General features: G+C 70.7%; 21 protein-coding genes. 10 read left to right on the forward strand and 11 right to left on the reverse strand.

The window, feature by feature from the left end; translation table 11 throughout:
• Nucleotides 1-25: 25 nt before the first annotated feature.
• Entirely contained in the window at nt 26-601 is a 576-nt protein-coding gene (locus tag CRM89_RS17475) for a TetR/AcrR family transcriptional regulator (RefSeq protein ID WP_098085094.1), read from the reverse strand.
• A 105-nt stretch (nt 602-706) separates the two neighbouring features.
• On the opposite strand from CRM89_RS17475, the gene CRM89_RS17480 reads away from it, so the two are divergent.
• Both CRM89_RS17480 and CRM89_RS31035 read left to right on the forward strand, forming a co-directional pair.
• Nucleotides 707-1,153: a PaaI family thioesterase gene (locus CRM89_RS17480; protein ID WP_041560406.1), complete on the forward strand. Its 447-nt coding sequence runs from the start codon at nt 707-709 to the stop codon at nt 1,151-1,153.
• A gap of 36 nt (nt 1,154-1,189) precedes the next feature.
• On the forward strand, nt 1,190-1,330 hold the full coding sequence (locus tag CRM89_RS31035; RefSeq protein ID WP_170986819.1) for a hypothetical protein: 141 nt from the start codon (nt 1,190-1,192) through the stop codon (nt 1,328-1,330).
• Nucleotides 1,331-1,354: 24 nt separating this feature from the next.
• Here CRM89_RS31035 and CRM89_RS17485 read toward each other — a convergent pair whose 3' ends face one another.
• Nucleotides 1,355-2,566: a DUF885 domain-containing protein gene (locus CRM89_RS17485; protein WP_098085096.1), complete on the reverse strand. Its 1,212-nt coding sequence runs from the start codon at nt 2,564-2,566 to the stop codon at nt 1,355-1,357.
• Nucleotides 2,567-2,757: 191 nt separating this feature from the next.
• On the opposite strand from CRM89_RS17485, the gene coaA reads away from it, so the two are divergent.
• Nucleotides 2,758-3,690, forward strand: a complete 933-nt coding sequence (coaA, locus tag CRM89_RS17490) for a type I pantothenate kinase (RefSeq protein ID WP_011211353.1) — start codon at nt 2,758-2,760, stop codon at nt 3,688-3,690.
• Nucleotides 3,691-3,723: 33 nt separating this feature from the next.
• On the opposite strand, the gene CRM89_RS17495 is transcribed toward coaA, so the two are convergent.
• On the reverse strand, nt 3,724-4,512 hold the full coding sequence (locus CRM89_RS17495; RefSeq protein WP_011211354.1) for an isoprenyl transferase: 789 nt from the start codon (nt 4,510-4,512) through the stop codon (nt 3,724-3,726).
• A gap of 199 nt (nt 4,513-4,711) precedes the next feature.
• Here CRM89_RS17495 and CRM89_RS17500 point away from each other — a divergent pair, with 199 nt between their 5' ends.
• The gene (locus CRM89_RS17500; RefSeq protein WP_050768336.1) at nt 4,712-5,335 is read left to right on the forward strand and encodes a hemolysin III family protein; all 624 of its coding nucleotides are present in this window, start codon (nt 4,712-4,714) and stop codon (nt 5,333-5,335) included.
• 92 nt (nt 5,336-5,427) lie between these two features.
• Nucleotides 5,428-7,059, forward strand: a complete 1,632-nt coding sequence (locus CRM89_RS17505; protein ID WP_011211356.1) for an adenylate/guanylate cyclase domain-containing protein — start codon at nt 5,428-5,430, stop codon at nt 7,057-7,059.
• A 34-nt stretch (nt 7,060-7,093) separates the two neighbouring features.
• Here CRM89_RS17505 and CRM89_RS17510 read toward each other — a convergent pair whose 3' ends face one another.
• The 4 genes from CRM89_RS17510 to mca all read right to left on the reverse strand — a co-directional run bounded on the left by CRM89_RS17510 (nt 7,094) and on the right by mca (nt 11,172).
• Nucleotides 7,094-9,139, reverse strand: a complete 2,046-nt coding sequence (locus tag CRM89_RS17510) for a thioredoxin domain-containing protein (RefSeq protein ID WP_098085099.1) — start codon at nt 9,137-9,139, stop codon at nt 7,094-7,096.
• A gap of 119 nt (nt 9,140-9,258) precedes the next feature.
• Nucleotides 9,259-9,822: a TIGR03086 family metal-binding protein gene (locus tag CRM89_RS17515; protein ID WP_086845529.1), complete on the reverse strand. Its 564-nt coding sequence runs from the start codon at nt 9,820-9,822 to the stop codon at nt 9,259-9,261.
• A gap of 181 nt (nt 9,823-10,003) precedes the next feature.
• Complete coding sequence (locus CRM89_RS17520; protein ID WP_011211359.1) at nt 10,004-10,291, reverse strand: hypothetical protein; 288 nt, start codon at nt 10,289-10,291, stop codon at nt 10,004-10,006.
• Nucleotides 10,288-11,172, reverse strand: a complete 885-nt coding sequence (gene mca / locus CRM89_RS17525; protein ID WP_011211360.1) for a mycothiol conjugate amidase Mca — start codon at nt 11,170-11,172, stop codon at nt 10,288-10,290. Before mca ends, CRM89_RS17520 begins: the two co-directional genes overlap by 4 nt.
• 103 nt (nt 11,173-11,275) lie before the next feature.
• Here mca and CRM89_RS17530 point away from each other — a divergent pair, with 103 nt between their 5' ends.
• On the forward strand, nt 11,276-11,716 hold the full coding sequence (locus CRM89_RS17530; protein WP_060594452.1) for a DUF4307 domain-containing protein: 441 nt from the start codon (nt 11,276-11,278) through the stop codon (nt 11,714-11,716).
• Between the two features lie 313 nt (nt 11,717-12,029).
• Nucleotides 12,030-12,524, forward strand: a complete 495-nt coding sequence (gene greA / locus CRM89_RS17535; protein ID WP_011211362.1) for a transcription elongation factor GreA — start codon at nt 12,030-12,032, stop codon at nt 12,522-12,524.
• A gap of 84 nt (nt 12,525-12,608) precedes the next feature.
• Here greA and CRM89_RS17540 read toward each other — a convergent pair whose 3' ends face one another.
• Nucleotides 12,609-13,754: a cystathionine gamma-synthase gene (locus CRM89_RS17540; protein WP_098085102.1), complete on the reverse strand. Its 1,146-nt coding sequence runs from the start codon at nt 13,752-13,754 to the stop codon at nt 12,609-12,611.
• 63 nt (nt 13,755-13,817) lie between these two features.
• Here CRM89_RS17540 and CRM89_RS17545 point away from each other — a divergent pair, with 63 nt between their 5' ends.
• Together CRM89_RS17545 and CRM89_RS17550 are read left to right on the forward strand one after the other, a co-directional pair.
• Nucleotides 13,818-14,999 (forward strand): acyl-CoA dehydrogenase family protein, encoded by a 1,182-nt coding sequence (locus CRM89_RS17545; RefSeq protein ID WP_060594450.1) that lies wholly within the window; start codon nt 13,818-13,820, stop codon nt 14,997-14,999.
• Between the two features lie 106 nt (nt 15,000-15,105).
• Nucleotides 15,106-15,489, forward strand: a complete 384-nt coding sequence (locus CRM89_RS17550; RefSeq protein ID WP_011211365.1) for a DUF6401 family natural product biosynthesis protein — start codon at nt 15,106-15,108, stop codon at nt 15,487-15,489.
• A 106-nt stretch (nt 15,490-15,595) separates the two neighbouring features.
• Here the strand turns inward: CRM89_RS17550 and CRM89_RS17555 are convergent, their stop codons facing one another.
• The 3 genes from CRM89_RS17555 to CRM89_RS17565 all read right to left on the reverse strand — a co-directional run bounded on the left by CRM89_RS17555 (nt 15,596) and on the right by CRM89_RS17565 (nt 18,786).
• A complete protein-coding gene (locus CRM89_RS17555; protein ID WP_098085104.1) occupies nt 15,596-16,117 on the reverse strand; it encodes a nitroreductase/quinone reductase family protein in 522 nt (173 codons plus the stop codon).
• A gap of 98 nt (nt 16,118-16,215) precedes the next feature.
• A complete protein-coding gene (locus tag CRM89_RS17560; protein WP_098085106.1) occupies nt 16,216-17,223 on the reverse strand; it encodes a hypothetical protein in 1,008 nt (335 codons plus the stop codon).
• 174 nt (nt 17,224-17,397) lie between these two features.
• Nucleotides 17,398-18,786 (reverse strand): cystathionine beta-synthase, encoded by a 1,389-nt coding sequence (locus CRM89_RS17565; RefSeq protein ID WP_011211368.1) that lies wholly within the window; start codon nt 18,784-18,786, stop codon nt 17,398-17,400.
• Between the two features lie 128 nt (nt 18,787-18,914).
• Here CRM89_RS17565 and CRM89_RS17570 point away from each other — a divergent pair, with 128 nt between their 5' ends.
• Nucleotides 18,915-19,376 (forward strand): hypothetical protein, encoded by a 462-nt coding sequence (locus CRM89_RS17570; protein WP_098085109.1) that lies wholly within the window; start codon nt 18,915-18,917, stop codon nt 19,374-19,376.
• Nucleotides 19,377-19,389: the final 13 nt, after the last annotated feature.

The following is a 19,389-nucleotide window of genomic DNA, read 5'->3' on the forward strand; positions in this document are numbered from 1 at the left end:
CGCCGGTGGCGTGCGGCGCACGGGGTTACCGGCCCGGCCCCGCCGTCTCCGCGGCCAGCAGCGCGCGCAGATTCTCCGCCACCTCGTCGAGCGGGCGGATCGACTTGCTCGCCCTGGCCAGCACGATCGCGCCCTCGACCGAGCTGAAGGCGAACCCCGCCAGCGACCGCGCCCGGTCCGCGGGGATGCCGGTGCCGGCCAGCGCGGCGGCGAGCTTGCCGGTCCAGTCGGCGAAGGCGTCGGCGGCGGCGGCCTGCACGCCGGGCTCGGATTCGGCCAGTGCCGCGCCGACCACCGGGCAGCCCGCGGTGAACTCGCTGGACTCCAGCAGCCGCTTGCCCCAGGCCACCAGTGCGGTCACCCAGTCGGCGGGCGTCCCGGTCGCCGTCACCCGCTCCAGGTAGGCGGACAGGCGCCCGGCGGCGACCCGGGTGGACACCTCGACCAGTTCGCTCTTGCCCGCCGGGAAGTGCTGGTAGAGCGAGTTGCGCGAGGTGCCGGTGCGTTCGAGCAGGGCGGCGAGTCCGGCGCCCTGCACGCCCTGCTCGCGCACCAGGGCGATGGTGCCTTCGATCAGCCGGTCGCGCGGTCCCACGGTCATCCGCCGTCCTCCTCCGCCGTGCCGGGCGCTTGCGTGAACCGATCGGTCCATGTTGCAATCATCGCAGATGTGGACCGATCGGTTCACCGAAAGGACGTGACTGCCATGACTTCCTCCGTCGATCTCGCCGGCCTGTCCGGCCTTGACCTGCTGCGCACGGCCATGACCATGCCGGACCGCCCGCCGTTCATCGGCGACCTGCTCGGCATGGAGGTCGACGAGATCGAACACGGCCGCGTGGTCTTCGCGGTGCGGACCCGCCAGGACTTCGCCAACCCGCTCGGCACCACCCACGGCGGGATCTGCGCCACCCTGCTGGACTCGGTGATGGGCTGCGCGGTGCACACCACCCTCGAGGCCGGGGTGGGCTACACGACTCTCGAACTCAAGATCAACTACATCCGGGCGGCCCCGACCGACGGTCGCCGGCTCACCGCCACCGGCACCACCATCCACGTGGGCCGCACCACCGCCACCGCCGAAGGACGGGTCGTCGACGAGGACGGCAGGCTGGTCGCGCACGGCACCACGACCTGCGTCATCTTCCGCTGACCGGTAACACCGGGCCCGCCCGCCACGGTTGACCGGGTGACCGACTCCCCACCGAGAAGAGGCGCCATGCTGCACCCGGTCTCCGTGCCGAACAACCCCGTCGAAGCGCTGCTACGGCAGCTGTCCCTGCTGCTGTGCGGCCTGTCGTCCGGCGAAGGCTGCGCCGTCATCCAGTAGGACGCCGGACCCCCGACCACGACCTCAGACCGAGGCGCTCAGTTCCCGCCGCACCGCCGCGGGCGTGAGCGGCTCGTCGAGCAGCCTGCGGAACCGCTCGCCGCGTTCGGCCGGGTCGCCCGCGCGGTCGAGCCAGTCGCCGAGCAGCCGGTAACCCTCGACGTAGGTGCTGATGTATGCCCGCCACAGCGGCGAGGACAGGAAGCGCAGCTGCTGGCGCGCGCGGTCGGGCGTCACCAGGCTCCAGCGCTGCAGGAACTCCGCGACTTCGCGTTCGTCCCGGCGCCGGTCGTGCAGCAGCAGCGCGGCGTCCTGGCGCACCGACAGCAGCTGCGCCGAGGCCTGCGCCAGCCGCTCGGCCCGCTCCCCGTCGAAGCGCAACCCCAGATCCGCGTAGATCTCCTGCGCCCACCGGCCCCAGCCCGGGCCCACGATCGAGCGCAGCGCCAGGTCGGCCAGCCCCTCGGCCATCAGGCACTGCGGGGTGTTGACCAGGAACAGCGTCTGCTCGGCCTGTCCGGCCGCCACCAGCCCGGCCTCCTTGCGGCAGTGCTCGGTGTGATGGCCGGGGTAGGACTCGTGCGCGATCAGATGCGGCAGGTTCGCCATGTGCTGTTTGAGATCGGAGTTGATCGCGACCCGGGAGTGGAAGTTGCCCAGGTAGTAGTTGAAGCCGGACCAGGGCTTGTCCCCCACCACCTCGTAGGTGACGTGCTCGTGGTCGGGCAGCGGGTAGCGCTCGCGCACCTTCTCCCGCAGCGCGCTGGAGAACGCCTCCACGCAGGCCGAAAGCCGTTCCGGGGAAATCTCGTCGGCGCGGCGGTGGGCGGCGATGCGTTCGGCCAGCATGCCGTCCCCGGCCAGCACCTCGTCCATGCGGCGGTGCGCGTCCAGGTAGTCCTCGACGTTGCCGGGGGCGATCTCGACGTCGAAATAGGCGCGCACCTCGTCGACGAATCCGATGTCGTCGCCGGCGAATTTCCGTCCCGAGCATTCCAGCGCGCGCAGATGCGCGTCGAGGAATTCGACCCGCTCGGCGGGCAGGCCGGAATCCGGTAGGGCGGCGCGCAATTCGGCGGCGCGGCGGGCCAGCTCACGCGGCTGCGGCGCGGGCGCGTTCGCCACCTCGCGGCGCAGCGCGGGGTCACCGGTGTAGGCGTCGACGAAGCCTTCCTCGAGCCGGTCGAAGGCCAGGCCGAGGCGCAGATATTCGGTCACGAGCGGATGCGCATCCATGTCCGCGACCCTACTGCGCGCGGCACCGCCCTGTCCGCCGGTGTACCAGCGGTTACCAACCGGTAGCGGTACCCCCTGTTTCCCGTCCCGATACCCGGGAGGACAATCCGATCATGCGGCGAGAGCTGGTCCGGATGTCACAGTGCCGACCCGGCATGTGTGCGTGTTTGCCGAAACGGAGCGTCGGGTAAGTGGCACGAATGAGCGAGCCGAGCCCCTATGTGGAATTCGATCGCAAGCAGTGGCGAACACTGCGCAAATCGACTCCCCTGGTGCTCACCGAGGAAGAGCTGATCGGCCTGCGCGGTCTCGGCGAACAGATCGACCTCGAGGAGGTCGCCGAGGTCTACCTCCCTCTCGCTCGACTGATCCACCTCCAGGTCGCCGCGCGGCAGCGCCTGTTCGCGGCCACCGCCACCTTCCTCGGGGAGAAACACCCGGATCGGCAGGTGCCCTTCGTGATCGGCGTGGCGGGCAGTGTGGCGGTCGGCAAATCGACCACCGCGCGCGTGCTGCAAGCCCTGCTCGCGCGCTGGGAGCACCATCCGCGTGTGGATTTGGTCACAACGGATGGATTCCTCTATCCCACCGCCGAACTCACCCGCCGCGGCATCATGCACCGCAAAGGATTCCCGGAGAGCTACGATCGCCGCAAACTGCTGCGGTTCGTCACCGAGGTGAAATCCGGCGCCGAGGAGGTGTGCGCACCGGTCTATTCGCACATCTCCTACGACATCGTGCCGGGCAAGCTGCACTGTGTCCGCCAGCCCGACATTCTCATCGTCGAGGGACTCAATGTGCTGCAGACCGGTCCGCGGTTGATGGTCTCGGATCTGTTCGACTTCTCCATCTATGTCGACGCGCGTATCGAAGACATCGAGAAGTGGTATGTGCAACGCTTTCTCGCGCTGCGCAAGACCGCGTTCGCCGATCCCGACGCGCACTTCCACCACTATGCGAGCCTGACCGACGAGCAGGCCACGCTCGCCGCGCAGGAGATCTGGAACTCGACCAACCGGCCGAATCTGGTGGAGAACATCCTGCCGACCCGCCCGCGCGCGACGCTGGTGCTGCGCAAGGACGCCGACCACAGCATCAACCGGTTGCGCCTGCGCAAGCTCTGACCGCCGCCCGGCCGCGGCGCGGAAGGCGCTGCCTCACACGCCGAATCGCCGGTGCCGTGCCGCGTAGTCGCGCAGGGCGCGCAGGAAGTCCACGCGCCGGAACTCCGGCCAGTACACCTCGGTGAACCAGATCTCGGAGTAGGCGCTCTGCCACAGCAGGAAACCCGAGAGCCGCTGCTCGCCGGAGGTGCGGATGACCAGGTCCGGGTCGGGCTGGCCGGAGGTGTACAGGTGCTGGCCGATGGCGTTGACGGTGATCGACTGCACCAGGTCCTCGCCGGTCTCCCCGGCCGCGATCTCCTGGCGCACCAGCGAGCGGACCGCGTCGGCGATCTCCTGGCGCCCGCCGTAGCCGACCGCCACGTTGACGTGCACGCCGCGCCTGCCCTCGGTCTGCTCGGCGGCGGTGCGCATGCGTTTGGCGATCAGTTCGGGGAAGCCGTCGAGCGAGCCGACGATGCGCACGCTCCAGTCGCGCTCGGGCGCGGACAGTTCCTCGACCACGTCGGTGATGACCTCGAAGAGGGTCTCGAGCTCCTCCGGGTCGCGCTGCAGGTTCTCCGTCGAGAGCAGGTAGACGGTGACCATCTCGATGCCCGCCTGCGAGCACCATTCGACCAGTTCGGCGATCTTCAGCGCACCCACCCGGTGCCCGTGGCTGACGTCGGTGAAACCGTTCTCCCGGGCCCAGCGTCGGTTACCGTCGCACATCACCGCCACATGGCGGGGATGTTGTCTGCCGGCCAGCTGCTTGACCAGCCGGGCCTCGTAGATGCGGTACGGCAGGCCACGCACCCGGTTCCGAAACTCCACGGCGACCAACAGTACGCCTCGTCACTGTGAAACCGGCAGCGACTGCGTTACCCCGTGGAGGAGTGGTTACCCGCCCAAACCTACGGTACCGTAGGTTACTCACCGGTCTCCAGGAGGTACGTCCGTGTCCGAAGCAACCGGGGCCGCCGACGCCGCCCTCGAGGCGGCCTCACCGGCCGAGGCGCTCGACGCGCTGGTGAAACCGCGGATGCGCGGCTGGATCCACACCTGGGCACTCGCCGTCGCCGCGGTCGCCGTGGCGGTACTGGTGGCCACCGCGGCCACCGTCTCCGCCACCGCCGGGTGGTCCACGCTGATCTACGGCGTGACCGTGTGCGGACTGTTCGGCATCAGCGCGGTCTACCACCGCGTCACCTGGCGCACCCCGCGCACCCGAATCCGCATGAAACGCGCCGATCATTCGATGATCTTCCTGTTCATCGCCGGAAGTTACACCCCGTTCGCGCTGCTCGGCCTGCCCGGGCGCACCGGTCAGGTGCTGCTCGCGGTGGTGTGGGCGGGCGCGCTGGCCGGGGTGGCGCTCAAGCTGCTGTGGCCGACCGCGCCGCGCTGGGTGGGGGTGCCGCTGTACCTGCTGCTCGGCTGGGCCATCGTGCCCGTCGCCGGGCAGCTGCACGGCGCCGTCGGCTGGGTGCCGCTGCTCCTGCTGCTCGCCGGCGGCCTGATGTACAGCGGTGGCGCGATCCTCTACGCCACCAAGTGGCCGAACCCGTGGCCGGAGGTGTTCGGCCACCACGAGTTCTTCCACGCCGCGACCGTGCTGGCCGCGCTGTGCCACTACGTGGCGATCTGGCTCGTCGTCCTGGGCTAGCGGGGTGCGCGGCGATTAAGCTGCTGAGTCGTGTCCCCCGTGTCCCGCACGCCGCGTCGACGGCGAACGACCCGAGCAGGTGTGCTCCGGTCGTGATCGCCAAGCTCGTCGTCTGGGCGCTCAAGGCCCGGTGGGGGCTGGCCGCAGTGGTCATCACCGCGAACATGACCGGCCTCGCGGTCATCGTCACGCAGCTGTGGCTCAGCGGCTTCCTCGGCAGGCTCGGCCCCGACTGGCGGCACACCCTGACGATGGTCGCCGTCTACCCGATCATCGGTCTGCTCATCGGCGTCGGCCTGGCCGTCCGCGACCGCAACGTCTACTTCCGGTGGCTCAACGAGGCGCGCAAACCCACCCCGGAGGAGGCTCGCAAGGTCCTGCGGCTGCCGATCGCGATCACGGCCAGGGCACTGGCGCTGTGGATCCCCGGCGTGATCATCGCGACCTCGATGTTCTCCCAGTTCACCCCGCACAACAACACGGCGGTGACGGCGGCGCTGTTCACCCTGGGCGCCTTCGAATCCGCCGCCGTGACCTTCCTCATCGTGGACCGGCTGATCCGCCCGACCATCCCGGTGGTGGCGCGGGTGCTCGGCGCAACCATGCACTGGAGTTCCTCGGTGCTGGTGCGGGTGGTGGTCACCTGGGCGGTCTCCGGGGCCATGCCGCTGGTCATGCTGATCGTGGTGCTGGCCGACCCGGCCGCCGGCGCGCCCGACCGCATCCGCACCGCGATCTACCTCTCCGGTGTCGGCATCGCCGTGGGCGCGCTGGCCACCACCTTCCTGGCGCGCTCGGTCGCCACGCCGATGCGGACGCTGCGGCTCGCACTCGACCGCATCAGCAAGGGCGAGACCGACGTGCGGGTGCCGGTCGGCAGTGCCAGCGAGGTGGGCCGGTTGGAGCACTCGGTGAACGAGCTGGCCGCCAACCTGCGCGAGCGCGACCGGATGCGCGACGTCTTCGGCAGGCATGTCGGCGCCGAGGTGGCCGAACGCGCGCTGGCGGGCGGGCTGGACCTCACCGGGGACGTGCGGGTGGTCTCCGCGCTGTTCGTGGATGTGACCGGGTCGGTGGCGCTGTCGACGGAGCTGGCGCCGCAGGAGTTCGTCGCCAAGCTCAACCGGCTGCTCTCGATCGTGGTGGCCGCGACCGAGGACAACAACGGCCTGGTCAACAAGTTCGAGGGCGACGCGGCGCTGTGCATCTTCGGCGCGCCGATCGCGCTGCGCGACAACGCCACTCCCGCGCTGCGGGCGGCCCGGCGGATCCGGGACGAGGTGACCGCGATCGGCGAACTCGACATCGGCATCGGCGTGGCCCGCGGGCAGGTGTTCGCCGGTGACGTGGGCACCGACACCCGGCTCGAGTACACCGTGATCGGAGACGCGGTGAACGAGGCGGCGCGCCTGACCGCCGAGGCCAAGCGGGTGCCACGGCGAATCCTGGTCAGCCGCGCGCTGATCGAGGCCGCCGCCCCGCACGAACGGGTGAAGTGGACCGCCTACCGGCACATCCTGCTGCGCGGCATGCCGGTGCCCACCGCGACCTGGACCGACATCGAGACGCCCGCCCGGCCGTCGCCTTGCGAGGACCGGTGGAAGACCACGGGCGACGGCGCGGAGTCGGGTACCGGCCACGGCTCACGGCGCCTGCCGATGAGCGGGATGACCGAGATCCGCGCCGCCACCCCGCAGCACGAGCAGCCCGACGGGCCGCCCTGACGGCGGGCTCCCGCGCCGGCGCCGACGGGCGCACTCAGACGCGGGCGAGAGCCTCCCGCAGCGCCTTCTCGTCGGTCACCGGCAGATCGCAGACCGAGCCCCGGCAGACGTAGGCGGCGGCCGCTCCCGAGACCGGCGCGCGATCGGCCAGCAGCGGCGCCGAACCGCTCTCGCCGGCGAGGATCACCGATCCGCCCGGCGCGGCCCGCCGTGCGGTGCCGAGCAGGGCCTCGGCGGCCGACGACCGCTCGGCGGGCACCGCGACCGCCACCTGGATCGGCCCGCGCACCGCCGCCTCGGCCACCGCAAGCCACTGCCCGGCCGAGCGCGGGGCCCTGGCCAGCACCAGCGCACCGCGGGTGAGGGTCTGTTCGGCCGCCTCCCGGTAACGCACGGCGCGCTCCGGGTCGGCCAGCGCGGCGGCGGTGAGCAACGCCTCGGCCAGCGCGGAGGCACCCGCCGGGGTGGCGCCGTCGATCGGATCGCGCGGGCGGGCCACCAGCGTCTCGGCGTCGTCGGCGGTGTCGAACCAGTTGCCCGGCGCCTCCGGGTCGGCGAAATGGGCGATGGCGCTGTCGAGCACCACCTGGGCCGGTTCGAGCCAATCCGCCTGGCCGGTGGCCTGATACAGCGCCAGCAGGCCGGTGACCAGCCACGCGTAGTCCTCCAGCACACCGGGTGAGGTGCCCGCGGTGCCGCCGAGCGAGGCGCGCCGCACCCGCCCGTCGCGGACGTGCTCGGCCAGCAGGAAGCGGGCACAGGCGGCGGCCGCCTCGATCCAGGCGGGCTCGCCCAGCGCCGCGCCCCCTTCGGCCAGCGCGGTGATCGCCATCCCGTTCCAGGCGGTGACCACCTTGTCGTCGCGGGCGGGTTGCGGGCGCCGGTCGCGGGCGGCCCGCAGTACCGCGCGGACGCGCTCGAACCGCTCCGGATCGTCGGGCTCGGCCCGCCGGGTCAGCACCGAGGTGCCCTGCTCGAAAGTGCCCGCCGTCGTCACCCCGAAGACCTCGGCGGCCCACGCGCCGTCCTGCGGGCCGAGTTCGGCGACGAGTTCGGCGGGGGTCCACACGTAGGTGGCGCCCTCGACGCCGGGACCGTCCGGCTCCAGGTGGGTGTCGGCGTCCAACGCGGAGGCGAAGCCGCCGTGCTCGGTGCCCAGATCGTCGAGCAGGAAGCCCGCCGTCTCCCGGGCGACCCGCGCCGCCAGATCGGACCGGTCCGGCACCGTGCGGCGGGCCAGGTGGGCATAGGCGCGCAGCAGCTGCGCGTTGTCGTAGAGCATCTTCTCGAAGTGCGGCACCAGCCAGCGCTCGTCCACCGAGTACCGGGCGAAGCCGCCGCGCAACTGGTCGTAGATGCCGCCGCGGGCCATCGCCTCGGCCGTGCGGCTCACCACGCCGTACACGGCCGGGTCGCGGGTGCGTTCCCAGCTGCGCAGCAGGCCCTCGAGCAGCGCCGACGGCGGGAACTTCGGCGCGCCGCCGAACCCGCCGTGCTCGCGGTCCTCCTCGCGTACCACCGCCGCCACCGCGTGATCGAGCAGCTCCGGGGCGATCCGCAGCTCCCCCTCCGGCAAGCCGGAACTCTGCGCCCGCAGCGCCTCGGCCACCTGAGCGGAGGCGCGGTCCACCTCGTCGCGCCGGTTACGCCAGGTGTCGGTGACGGCGGTGAGCAGCTGGGTGAACGACGGCATGCCGCCGCGCGGGGTCTTCGGGTAGTAGGTGCCGCAGTAGAACGGCTCGCCGTCGGGGGTGAGGAAGCAGGTCATCGGCCAGCCGCCCTGCCCGGTCATGGCGACCGTGGCGTTCATGTACACCGCGTCGAGATCGGGCCGTTCCTCCCGGTCGACCTTCACGCACACGAAGTTCTCGTTCATCAGCGCGGCGGTCGCGGGGTCGGCGAACGACTCGTGCGCCATCACATGGCACCAGTGGCAGGAGGCGTAGCCGATCGACAGCAGGATCGGCACGTCGCGTTCCTTGGCGGCGGCCAGTGCGGCGGGCTCCCACTCCCACCAGTGCACCGGGTTGTCCGCGTGCTGGCGCAGATACGGCGACGTCGCGGCGGCCAATCGATTCATGGTTCCAGCCTTCCACACCCGCGCGGAAACGGGTCAGGACACAGAGTGCCCGGCGACCGCCGATCCACGCGGCCGCCGTGCCGGTCCCCGGGCCGGCTGCTACCGGGTGCGCCGGCCGGTCACCACTTCCGGCCGGTGTAGGCGAGCAGCTTGCGGTGCGCGGGCGCGTCGTCCTCGACCGGCAGCTCCGCACCGAAAGCGCCCAGCGCCCGGTAGGGGTCGATGCCGTGGTAGGCCAGCATCGTCTCCAGCAGGTGCGCGCACATCTCCTCGTCGACGAGGTCCACCCGGTCCACCGCCACCGCGACGTCGAGGCCGTGCACCACGAGTTCGGTGAGGTGCACCAGCGCCGCCGCGGGCGCGGGCACCGGGCCGATCGGTAGGTGCAGGGTGGCGGTCGGCACGTCGGGACGGCGCCAGGCCGCGCGATCGATCTCCGCCGCCGCGGCGTAGGCGGCCTGCGGGTCCGAACCCAGCCAGCCCTGCGCGGTGCCCGCACCGGAGTCGTTGTCGCTCAGCTTCGCCGCGAAGGTGTGCATACCGCCGACGAGATGGTTCAGCACCGTGCGCACGTCCCAGTCGGCGCACGGTGTCGGTGCGGTGAGCCGGTCGTCGTCCACCGCGGCGACGATCGCGGCGGTGGTGTCCAGAGCGGAATCGATCCGGCCGAGCACAGTGTCCATGGGCGTCCTTCGGTCGTGCGGAGGGCGGCGGCGGTCGAGCGGCGGCGCCGGTCGAGCGGGCCCGCCCGTTCGAGTGGCAGCATCTAACCACGGGCGGGCGACCGGCGACAGGTGCCGCGACGAGCGTGGTGGCGGGTCGAAAAGGCTTGCGGCGCACCGTTGTGCGCCGTCAGCAGGGGAATCAGCCGCGGTCGGGCTTCGGCGAGCGATCGGTGCCGGTGTCGGGTTCGGCGGTGTCCTCCAGGCGCACCGCTCCGGGGTCGGTGCCCTCGTCGGCGGCCTGATCCGGCTCGGGATGCTCGGGTTCGAAGGTGGGCGGCAGGTTCTTCAGGTGCCGGTTCATCGACCGCACCAGCAGGAAGGTGCCCACCAGCAGGAGTAGCACGATGGCCAGCCCCAGCGGCGACGCCTTTCCGAACTCGGGCCCGGTCGGCGTGCCCGGTGTCTGCGCGAGAAGCTCGAGAATCACCGCTGCGCGTCCTCGATACCGGCGAACAGGTCGGTCTCCGGGATGGAGGTGCGCACCCGGGTCTTGGCCAGCTCGAACTCCTCGGTCGGCCACAGCCGCTGCTGCATCTCCAACGGGATGGCGAAGAACGCGCCGTTGGGATCGATCTGGGTGGCGTGCGCCCGCAGGGCGTCGTCGCGCTGCGGGAAGTACTTGCCGCACTCGATCTGGGTGGTCACCCGGCCCATGATGTCGCCGCGGTCACCCGCCCGTTCCTTGATCCGGTCCAGCCAGCCCTGCAGCGGGAACTGCTGCCCGAGCCGCTCGTACTCCTCGGCGAACACCTCGAGGCGGCGCCTGCTGAAGCCGTGGTCGTAGTAGAGCTTGAGCGGCGTCCACGGCTCACCGGCGTCCGGGAACCGCTCCGGATCGCCCGCGGCCTCGAACGCCGCGACCGACACCTCGTGGCAGCGGATGTGGTCCGGATGCGGGTAGCCGCCGGTCTCGTCGTAGGTGGTCATCACGTGCGGCTTGAACTCGCGCACGACGCGCACCAGCGCCTCGGTGGCCTCCTCCAGCGGGACCAGCGCGAAGCAGCCCTCCGGCAGCGGGGGCAACGGGTCGCCCTCGGGCAGGCCGGAGTCGACGAAGCCGAGCCAGGTGTGGCGCACGCCGAGCGCGCGGGCGGCCGCGGCCATCTCTTCGCGGCGGATCTCGTGGATCCGCTCGAGCACACCCGGGGTGTCCATCGCCGGGTTGAGGATGCTGCCGCGTTCGCCGCCGGTCAACGTCACGACCAGGACCTCATGGCCCTCGTCGGCGTATCGGGCGGTCGTCGCGGCACCCTTGCTCGATTCGTCGTCCGGGTGGGCGTGCACCGCCATGAGGCGAAGGCCACTCACGTCTCGTTCACCATCGCTCTCGGTCGCGGGTGTCTGGTCTTCGTTACCTATAGTTCCATTCGAGTCTCCGTTGTTCCGACCTACCCCCCGGGAGCGAGCCGTCATGAGCGATCCGGTGCCGACCAGCGTCACCGCGCGTCCCGCCGATCGCTACGGCACCCGCCCGCGCGGCCCGCGCCGGTGGCTGGCCCCCGTCCTGGCATCGGTGGTGCTCGCCGCCGGTCTCGTCGTCGCCTACCTGGGCTTCCAGAAGTACGGCCCGGACGAGATCCAGGCCGAACAGCTCGGCTACACCGTCGTCGACGACTCCACGGTCTCGCTGCGGTTCAAGCTGACGCGCGCGCACCCGGACCGCGCGGTGGTGTGCTTCGTGCGCGCGATGGACCGCGACACCGCCGAGGTTGGCAGGCGCGAGGTGCTCGTCCCCGGCTCCGAGCACGGCACGCTGGAACTCACCACCACCATCCGCACCTCGACCCGGGCCGCGTCGGGCACGGTCTACGGCTGCAGCGAGGACGTTCCGGCCTATCTCCGGGTCGGCTGAACCGGCGCCGCGGACCCGCGAAATCGCCGGCCGACCGGGCAAAAATAACTTCCTACCTGCATATTTTCGATTCATGCTAAAATAGCGTGATACACGGTTCCGTGCCTCGGAGCCGTGTTTGCTGCATTGGCGGCCGGCGCAACGCGGTCACGGGTTCACGGGTTCATCCGAGACCGGGCCTGGCGGGGTAGGAAGGACCACCCCCGGGTATTGCTCCAGCCGCCTGCTGGTGCATGTCCACCTTCGGGTGGGTAATGCCCCGGTTATCAGGGAATCCCGGCGCGCCGGGAACAACTACGAGGGAGTGATCGAGATGACCGAGACGAATGTGACCTGGCTGACCCAGGAGTCGCACGACAGGCTCAAGAGCGAACTCGACGCGCTCATCGCCAACCGTCCGGTCATCGCCGCGGAGATCAACGAGCGTCGCGAAGAAGGCGACCTCAAGGAGAACGGCGGATACCACGCCGCGCGCGAGGAGCAGGGCCAGCAGGAAGCCCGCATTCGTCAGCTGCAGGAGCTGCTGAACAACGCCAAGGTCGGCGTCGCGCCGACCAAGTCCGGCGTCGCGCTCCCCGGCTCGGTCGTGAAGGTCTACTACGACGGTGACGAGAACGACACCGAGACGTTCCTCATCGCCACCCGCGAGGAGGGCCTCGGCCACTCGGACCTCGAGACCTATTCGCCCAACTCCCCGCTCGGCGGTGCCCTGATCGATGCGAAGGTCGGCGAGACGCGCGAATACACGCTGCCCAACGGCAACACCATGAAGGTGACCCTGGTCAGCGCGGAGCCCTACCACGGCTGATCCGTCACAGCCCCCGAACCCGGCCCGTACGCAAGCGGCCGCACTCGGTGTCGAGTGCGGCCGCTTCGTCATCTCCGTGGTCCCCTACTTCGCCAGCGCCTGCTCGACGTCGGCGAGCAGATCCGCGGCGTCCTCGATGCCGACCGACAGCCGCACCAGGTCCGCGGGCACTTCGAGCTGGGAGCCCGCGGTGGAGGCGTGCGTCATCGCGCCGGGGTGTTCGATCAGCGACTCGACCCCGCCCAGCGATTCGGCGAGGGTGAAGATCTTCGTCCGCGAGCAGAAGTCCAGTGCCGCGTCCCGGCCGCCGTGCAACCGGACCGAGATCATGCCGCCGAAACGACGCATCTGCTTGTCGGCGACGGCGTGGCCGGGATGCTCCGGCAGGCCCGGGTAGATCACCGTGGACACCGCCGGATGCTTCGCCAGGAAACCGGCGATGGCCTCGGCGTTGTCGCAGTGCCGCTCCATCCGCACGGCCAGTGTCTTGGTGCCGCGCATGGTGAGGTAGGCGTCGAACGGGCCGGGCACCGCGCCCGCGCCGTTCTGCAGGAAGGCGAAGGCCGCGTCCAGCTCCGGATCGTTGGTGATCAGCGCGCCGCCCACCACGTCGGAGTGCCCGCCCAGGTACTTGGTGGTCGAGTGCACGACCACGTCGGCGCCGAGCACCAGCGGCTGCTGCAGATACGGGGTCGCGAAGGTGTTGTCCACCACCAGCTTCGCGCCCGCGGCGTGCGCGATCTCGGCGAGGGCCGGGATGTCGCCGATGCTCAGCAGCGGATTGGTCGGCGTCTCCACCCACACCAGCTTGGTGTTGGGGCGGATGGCCGCGCGCATGGCGTCGGTGTCGAAGACGTGGGCCGGGGTGTGCTCGATGCCCCACTGGCTGAAGACCTTGTCGATCAGCCGGAAGGTGCCGCCGTAGGCGTCGTCGGGGATGACGATGTGGTCGCCGGGGCGCAGGGTGGCGCGCAGCACGCAGTCGGTGGCGGCCATGCCGGAGGCGAAGGCCCGGCCGTGCGCGCCCGATTCGAGGGCGGCCAGGTTGGCCTCCAGGGCGCTGCGGGTCGGGTTGCCGGTCCGGGCGTACTCGAAACCACCGCGCAGGCCGCCGACACCGTCCTGGGCGAACGTCGAGCTCGCGTAGATCGGCACGTTCACCGCGCCGGTCTGGGGATCGGGATCGAATCCGGCGTGCACGGCCCTGGTGGAGAATCCCAGCTCGCTCATGCGACCAGCCTAGAGGGCGGCCATCGGCGCCCGACGGCGGAGGGGCCACTCTAGGCTCGGGGCATGGTGACGGTGGAGGAACTCTTCGCGATCGACAGCCTGCTCGACGACGAGGAACGCGAGATCAGGAAGACCGTGGCGGCGTTCGCCGCGCAGCGGCTGCGCCCGCACGTGGCCGACTGGTTCGAGGCCGGGACCTTCCCGGCGCGCGAAATCGCGCCCGCGCTCGGTGAGCTCGGCCTGCTCGGCATGCACCTCGAGGGTTACGGCTGCCCCGGCCTGTCGGCGACCGCCTACGGGCTGGCCTGCCACGAGCTGGAAGCGGTGGATTCCGGCCTGCGCAGCATGGTCTCGGTGCAGGGCTCGCTGGCCATGTCGGCGATCCACAAGTTCGGCTCGGAGGAGCAGAAGCAGCGGTGGCTGCCGTCGATGGCCGCGGGCGAGGCGCTGGGCTGTTTCGGCCTCACCGAACCCGATTTCGGCTCCAACCCGGGCGGCATGCGCACCAGGGCGGTGCGCGACGGCTCGGACTGGGTGCTGAACGGCTCGAAGATGTGGATCACCAACGGCTCGGTCGCCGATGTGGCGGTGGTCTGGGCCTACGCCGTCGAGGGTGGGGACGCCAAGCCGGTGGTGCGCGGATTCCTGGTGCCCACGGACACACCGGGCTTCACCGCCCGGGAAATGCGCCGCAAGCTCTCGCTGCGCGCCTCGATCACCGCCGAACTGGATCTGGACGAGGTGCGCCTGCCCGCCGACGCGGTGCTGCCCGGGTCGAACGGGCTGGCCGCGCCGCTGGCGTGCCTGAGCGAAGCCCGCTTCGGCATCGTGTTCGGCGCGCTGGGCGCGGCCGCCGACTGCCTGGCCGCCACCATCGACTACGCCCGCTCCCGTGAGGTGTTCGACAAGCCGCTGGCCGCCTACCAGCTCACCCAGGCCAAGATCGCCGACATGGCGCTGGAGTACGGCAAGGGCATGCTGCTCGCGCTGCACCTGGGCCGGGCCAAGGACGCGGGCCGGATCACCGCCGAGCAGATCAGCGCGGGCAAGCTCAACAGCACCAGGACGGCGATCGCCATCGCCCGTGAATGCCGCACCGTCCTGGGGGCCAACGGCATCACCCTCGACTATCCGGTGCTGCGCCATGCCAACAACCTGGAGTCGGTGCTCACCTACGAAGGGACCTCGGAGGTGCACCAGCTGGTGCTCGGCCGCGCCCTGACCGACGCGAATGCCTTTCGCTGACAAACTCTTTCGACATCGGGTTTGCCGGCTAGCCGGAGACCACCGCGAACGCAATCGGTGAAATATCACAGTTCGATAAATGCGCGCCGATTGCTAGCATGTCCGAGTGTTTCTGCTAGGCCCCGCGTTGCTCGAAGTGTCGGCGCGCCGCATGTTGAACCGCCTGCACCGCTCGCACGGGGCACCGGCACTGGCCGCCGCGGCGGCGTACCCGGCCGTCTCGGCGGCACTGGATCAGCACGCCGCGGCCGTCCGCGACATCCTCGAATTCGGGGTGGACGACGCCCACCGCGTACCCGTGCCGGTCCTGCTCGCCGGGTACGCCCGCGGCCTGCTCGACCACTGCGGCGCCACCGTCGCCACCGTGCTCTCCGGCGCCACCCCGATGACCGGTGAAGCCCCGGCCGACCCCGCCGCCTGGCTCGACGCGGACTGGCTGCAACTGCGCCTGGCGAGCATCTGCCTGCACGCCCGCCCCGCCGCTCGGTGAGAACCGGGCACCCTCCCCGCGAGTAGCCCGACCAGTCGGCCGACGGCCGTGCGCACGGCTCGACAGCCCGACCGCGACCGCACAGCGGGCCGGTCGGGTCGCGGGGCTACTCCGCCGGCGCGGCGCCGACCTCGCCGTCGAGGGTCAGCACGACCAGCGGCATGGGCCGGTCGATCTTGGACTGGAAGTCCGCCAGCAGGGGGTTTTCGGCCAGCACCCAGGCCGCGAACTCGTCGTACTCCGCGCCTTCGAGCACCCTGCCGGTCGCCCGGTAGGTCTTGTCCCGGAGCTCGACGGTGACCTGCGGATTCGCCTTGATGTTGTGCCACCAGTCCGGGTACTTGTCCTCGACGAACGAGCTCACGTACATGGTCTCGCCCCGGTACAGCGGCCCCAGCGGCGTCGTGTGCCGTTTGCCGCTCTTCGCTCCCGTGGTGGTGAGCAGGATGAGATCCCCACCCGCGTAGGCACCGCCCACCTTGCCGGAGTTCTCCCGGAACTCCTTGATCACATCGTCGTTCCAGCCCGCGATGCCGGCGTCCTCGTCCCACGCCTGGTTCCACGGCGCGTCGGGATCGTCGTAGTCGGTGATGTCGTGCTGACCGGTGGTCGCTTCGGATTCGCTCATGAGTCGAGTCTGCGCGGCATACCGGTCACTTTCCGGCCGCAATCGACAACGTCCGCCGCGAAGTTTCGCGGCGGACGTGGTTTCGATGTCGAGGTGCCCTAGCGGCGATCGCCTTCGTCGCCGTACCGGGTGTAGCCACCGCCCTGCGGATACTCACCGCCCTGGCCGTAGCCCTGCTGGTAGCCGCCCTGGGCGCCGCCCTGCGGGTACTCGGTGCCCTGCGGGTAGGCGCCACCCTGGGGGTAGCCGCCGCCCTGCTGCGGGTAGCCGCCCTGCTGCTGCTGGTAGCCGCCGGTCTGCGGGTAACCCGCACCCGACGTGGCCTCCTGCCACTGCTCCTGGTTGCGGGCGGCCTGCTGGTCGACGTACTCCTGCTCGCGCGCGATGTCCTCGCGGCCGCGCTGGTAGGCCTGCGCCTGGCCGCGCATCGCGGGCATGTCCTGCTCGAGGCCGTTGAGCCAGTTCTCCCACCGCTGCTGCATCGGCCGGATGAGACCGCCGCCGACGCCGACGATCAGGATGCCGCCGATGGTGGCGAGCACGGTGACCAGGATCGGGGTGGTGACCGAGGTGGCGACGCCGATCTGGTTCAGCGCGGCGATGATGCCGACGCCCCAGATGAACACCGCGGCCAGCTTGCCCAGCAGCGAGCCGTAGGACAGGCCACCGAGCATGTTGGTGACCATCTCGCGCACGGCATGGGCGATCGCGCCCGCGACCACGATGATGACGATCGCGACCGCGGCCCTCGGCAGCCAGGCGACGATGCCGTTGAGCATGGTGCTGATCGGGTTCGGGCCGAAGACGCCGAAGCCCAGCTGCAGCGCGATCAGCAGGATCGCGTAGTAGGCGAGCTTCGCCAGCAGGTCGGAGGCATCGTATTTGCTCTTGTCGAGCATCGTCTTGACCCCGCCGCGCTCGACCAGCCGGTCGAAACCGACCCGTTCGAGCACTTTGTTCACGATGGTCGCCACGGCTTTCGCGATGATCCAACCCACCAGGAGGATGACCAGGAAGCCGACCAGCTTGGGGACGAACGTCGCCACCGAACTCCACGCGTCCGATAGCCCCTGCTGGAAATCGATAGCCAAACTGGAGGTGTTCACGGCCCTTCCCTTCGCTATCCGGTCCGCGCCAGGGCAGTTTGCCGAGGCGATTCCTACGGCGGGTTGTACCCGACTGATGCTGGGCTAACCCTCGGATTGCGAACAATTAGCCGAAATCAGTAGTAGTATTTCCGCGCGGAATTCACCGTCCGGAATGGAAAGGGCCGTCGAGCCTCAGTGGCCGACGCTGCCGGTGCTGAGGAAACCGAGCAGATCGTGCCGGGTGATGACGCCGACCGGCTTGCCGTCCTCGACCACCATCAGCGCGTCGGTGTCCGACAGCGCCTTGGTCGCCGCCGAGATCGGCTCGCCGGAACCGATCAGCGGGAACGACGGGCTCATGTGCTGGGCCACCGAATCGGTGAGATGCGCGCGGCCCTCGAACACCGCCGAGAGCAGGTCGCGCTCGGTGACGCTGCCCTGCACCTCGCCCGCCATCACCGGCGGCTCGGCACCGACCACCGGCATCTGCGAGACGCCGTATTCGCGCAGGATCTCGATCGCGTCGCGCAACGTCTCCGACGGGTGGGTGTGCACCAGGTCGGGCAGCTCGCCGGACTTACCGCGCAGCACGTCACCCACCAGCGGCTCGGGGCTGCCGTCCAGGCGGGTGCGCAGGAAGCCGTAGGAGCTCATCCACTGGTCGTTGAAGATCTTCGACAGGTAGCCACGGCCGCCGTCGGGCAGCAACACGACCACCACGGCGTCCGGATCCCGCCGCGCGACCTCGATCGCGGCCACCACGGCCATGCCGCAGGAGCCGCCGACCAGCAGGCCCTCCTCCCGGGCCAGCCTGCGGGTCATCTCGAAGGAGTCGGCGTCGGAGACGGCGATGATCTCGTCCGGCACGGCCGGGTCGTAGGCGGAGGGCCAGAAGTCCTCGCCGACGCCCTCCACCAGGTAGGGCCTGCCGCTGCCGCCGGAGTAGACCGAGCCCTCCGGGTCGGCGCCGATGACGCGCACCTTCCCGCCGGAGACCTCCTTGAGGTAGCGGCCCGCGCCGGTGATGGTGCCGCCGGTGCCGACGCCCGCGACGAAGTGGGTCACCCGGCCGTCGGTGTCGCGCCAGATCTCCGGGCCGGTGGTCTCGTAGTGGCTCTCCGGGCCGCCCGGGTTGGAGTACTGGTCGGGCTTCCACGCACCGTCGATCTCGCGGACGAGCCGATCGGAGACGCTGTAGTAGCTGTCCGGGTGATCCGGCGGGACCGCGGTCGGGCAGACCACGACCTCGGCGCCGTAGGCGCGCAGCACGTTGCGCTTGTCCTCGGAGACCTTGTCCGGGCAGACGAACACGCACTTGTAGCCGCGCTGCTGCGCCACCAGCGCGAGACCCACGCCGGTGTTGCCGGAGGTCGGCTCGACAATGGTGCCGCCCGGCTTCAGCTGGCCGGACTTCTCCGCGGCGTCGATCATCTTCACCGCGATCCGGTCCTTCGAGCTGCCGCCGGGGTTGAGGTACTCGATCTTGGCGGCGACCAGGCCCGCGTTCGGGCCGACGACATTGTTGAGCCGGACCAGGGGCGTGTTGCCGATGAGGTCCACGACGTGATCCGCGATGCGCATAGCCCCATCGTTGCAGAAGGCCCCGCTGTGAGTTCGCGCACGTCGCCTCAGCGGGTCGGCACGACACCCCGCGGCGGCGCGCCGGAGGCCGGGCGCGTGCAGGCGTACCCGTTCTAGGATCGGCAACCATGAGGCAGACCCACAGGGCCCGGATCGCCGCCGTGCTCGCCGGTGCCGCGGCGAGCGTGGTGCTCGGATCGGGCGCGCAGGCCGAGGCCGAGACCATTCCGTTCCCCGACGTGCCGACGATGGCGCGCGGCGGGCTGTGCTGGACCAGCGTCCAGACCTGGGCCGACACCGATCCGCAGTGGCCGGGGCGGGCGGTGCTCAACATGCGCGCGACCCCGGTCGGCGGCATCGGGCCCGGCAGGTACCCGTTCGCCCCGCTGTGCGAGGTCCGGGCCACGGCGGCGTGGCGCAATCTCGACACCGGCGCGACGGGCGCCTTCGACAACATCGTCGTCACCGGCATCTACGGCAGCATCCAGTACGCGCTGTTCCAGGACACCGGGCCCGGCCGGGTGGAGGTCACCGTGACCACCGACGCGCCGAGCATCCCGGCGAAGGGGCTGTTCGTCGTTCCCGCCTGACCGGCGTTCGCGG

The organism is Nocardia sp. FDAARGOS_372 (assembly GCF_002554515.1).
GTDB classification, from domain to species: Bacteria; Actinomycetota; Actinomycetes; order Mycobacteriales; family Mycobacteriaceae; genus Nocardia; species Nocardia farcinica.